This is a genomic window from Candidatus Cardinium hertigii, from assembly GCF_003788695.1.
The window spans coordinates 1-2919 of the sequence record NZ_RARA01000005.1 but is presented as its reverse complement, the minus strand read 5'-3'; the positions used below and the strand labels follow the sequence as shown (position 1 = coordinate 2919).

At 35.7% G+C, this 2919-nt stretch carries 1 protein-coding gene; it reads left to right on the top strand.

The window, feature by feature from the left end; all coding sequences use genetic code 11:
- The first annotated feature begins 929 nt into the window (after window positions 1–929).
- Window positions 930–2696: a leucine-rich repeat domain-containing protein gene (locus tag EDM02_RS00060; protein ID WP_123662088.1), complete on the top strand. Its 1767-nt coding sequence runs from the start codon at window positions 930–932 to the stop codon at window positions 2694–2696.
- Window positions 2697–2919 lie beyond the last annotated feature (223 nt).

Here is a 2919-nt window from a genome sequence, read left to right as displayed (position 1 = left end):
ATTGCTTATCCGCACGATACGGTGTACCATGAAAGTGGATTACAAAGAGCATGTATACGTACCATGATGCAAAACAATTTAGATCTAAATGCAGCAAGGTCTAATATACAATTAGAAAAAATAATTAAGGAATATGAATCTGATGAACTTGGTTTAGAGATAGAGTCCATATCCGATGAAGAGAGTACAACAGATGAGGATATAGAAAATTCTGACGAAGAGGATACAGCAAATGAGGATATAGGAAATTCCGACGAAGAGGATATAGCAAATGAGGATATAGGAAATTCCGACGAAGAGGATACAACAGATGAGGATATGGAAATTCCGACGAAGAGGAGTAAGCTGCTATAAATTATGTGGACAGGGATACCCCTTGTCTAAGCCGGAAGCAGCAATCCTCAATAGCTTTGGAACCTTGGCAAGGTATAAAGCTACTCCATATTTACACACTTAAACAGGCAAGCCTGTAATAAACGGGGGCTTTAGTTTAAGGAAAAGTAAATTGTATCCGTTCACTCAATGGCGTCAACTTAAGGTTTAACTATTATTGATAACCAATTAGAATAGGATATTTTTTTTACATTTGCTACATTGCTTCTTATTTAGCGAATAAATTCTTTTTTTATTATTTCATAAAAAAGTGTATGATACATTTTTTTATGAAAGAGTTTTTAGGGGAAAATTTTATTTCGGAAATTAAAGATAAATTGTATTCAGCCATTGCTTTATGCTTTTCCTTACTTTAAATTTTTTGTTTGATCAAAAAAGCAACCCAAAAAATCAAGCAGCAGCCGTTTCTATGCTACAGAGCATAATATATTTAATTTAAAACTTTTAAAACACCCATCATGTATTTTTTTCTAATTTTGTTCCTAGTCTTCAGTGGATGTACTAAAGTCCGGCAAGGTATAGGTACTTCAAACGACATGGCATTGGCAGGCAGTTCAAAAACAGATTTAGATGAAAATCAAGAAAAAATTTATGATTCAGAACTCATGCAATTGATCAATGAAAATGAAAATAAACTTAAAAATAATAGATACGCGGACTGTTACTGGATTTGGGCGGGTCAACCGTATAACACAATAAGTATATTCTTGGACAAGCTACATGGAAAATACGTGTCCACTTGCGTGTCCACTTTGGAGGTAAAAAATCTACTGGGTAAGTTGGTACCTTATCTGTGTAAGGCACCGTGCTCTAGTCTTAAAGTAGATTGCAGTTCTGTAAATTTATTAGGTGAATATCTTGATGCGATATTGGTTGCTCTTAAAGGTACAGCTGTTCGTAGCCTAGACATAAAATTGGCTAATTTAGACCTGATGCAAGTGGATCTATTGAGGACAGTATTTTCTAACCTCAAACAGACAAAGATTGAAAAATTGGTACTGTGGGATAACAAATTAGCAAATAATATAGATCCCCTACTTTCTGCACTTGTGGACTCAGATGTGCGTGAATTAGATTTGAGTTTCAATTCTTTACACCTGGTGCAAGCGGATCTATTGAGGACAGCATTTTCTAAACTCAAACATACAAAGATTGAAGAATTGACACTGTGTTGTAATCATTTAGCAAATAATATAGATCCCCTACTTTCTGCGCTTGTGGGCACAAATGTTCGTTACTTAGATTTAAGTGGGAATGATTTAGGCCTGGTGCAAGCGGATCTATTGAGGACAGCATTTTCTAAACTCAAACATACAAAGATTGAAAAATTGGGACTGTGTGGTAACCATTTAGCAAATAATATAGATCCCCTACTTTCTGCACTTGTGGGCACAAATGTTCGTTACTTAGATTTAAGTGGGAATTATTTAGGCCTGGTGCAAGCGGATCTATTGAGGACAGCATTTTCTAACCTTAAACATACAAATACAAAGATTGAAGATTTGAATTTGAGTGGGAACAAGTTAGCAAATAACGTAGTTCTCCTACTTCCTGCACTTGTGGACTCAGATGTTCGTAAATTAGATTTAGATATGAATGATTTAGGCCTGGTGCAAGCGGATCTATTGGGGGCAGCATTTTCTAAACTCAAAGATACAAAGGTTGAAAATTTGAGACTGGCTAGTAACACGTTAGAAAATAATGTATCTCCCTTACTTTCTGCACTTGTGGATAATACAGCTATACGTTACCTAGATTTATGTGACAATGATTTGGATTCAGTAGAATTGAAAACTTTATGTAAAGCTTTCTCTTCGCTTCAGCATACAGCTGTTGATAGTTTGAATTTTCATGCTGATGGTTTTAGCTCTTGGGATTTAAACAGTATGGAACAATTGCTCGCTACGTTAAGTAATACAAAAATACGTAACGTTTCGTGCTCGGGTCCTGAGGGTTCAGGGAACTTAGTTGATTGGTTCAATTCAAACATTGCTTATCCGCACGATACGGTGTACCATGAAAGTGGATTACAAAGAGCATGTATACGTACCATGATGCAAAACAATTTAGATCTAAATGCAGCAAGGTCTAATATACAATTAGAAAAAATAATTAAGGAATATGAATCTGATGAACTTGGTTTAGAGATAGGGTCCATATCCGACGAAGAGAGTACAACAGATGAGGATATAGAAAATTCTGACGAAGAGGATACAGCAAATGAGGATATAGTAAATTCCGACGAAGAGGATACAACAGATGAGGATATGGAAATTCCGACGAAGAGGAGTAAGCTGCTATAAATTATGTGGACAGGGATACCCCCATCTAAGCAGGAAGCCCAATCCTCAATAGTTTTGGAACCTTGGCAAGGTATAAAGCTACTCCATATTTACACACTTAAACAGGCAAGCCTGTAATAAACGGGGGCTTTAGTTTAAGGAAAAGTAAATTGTATCCGTTCACTTGCGTGGTAGCCATATTTTATAGATTATTGATGATTTTATCCATTTTTTTTAAAAACTA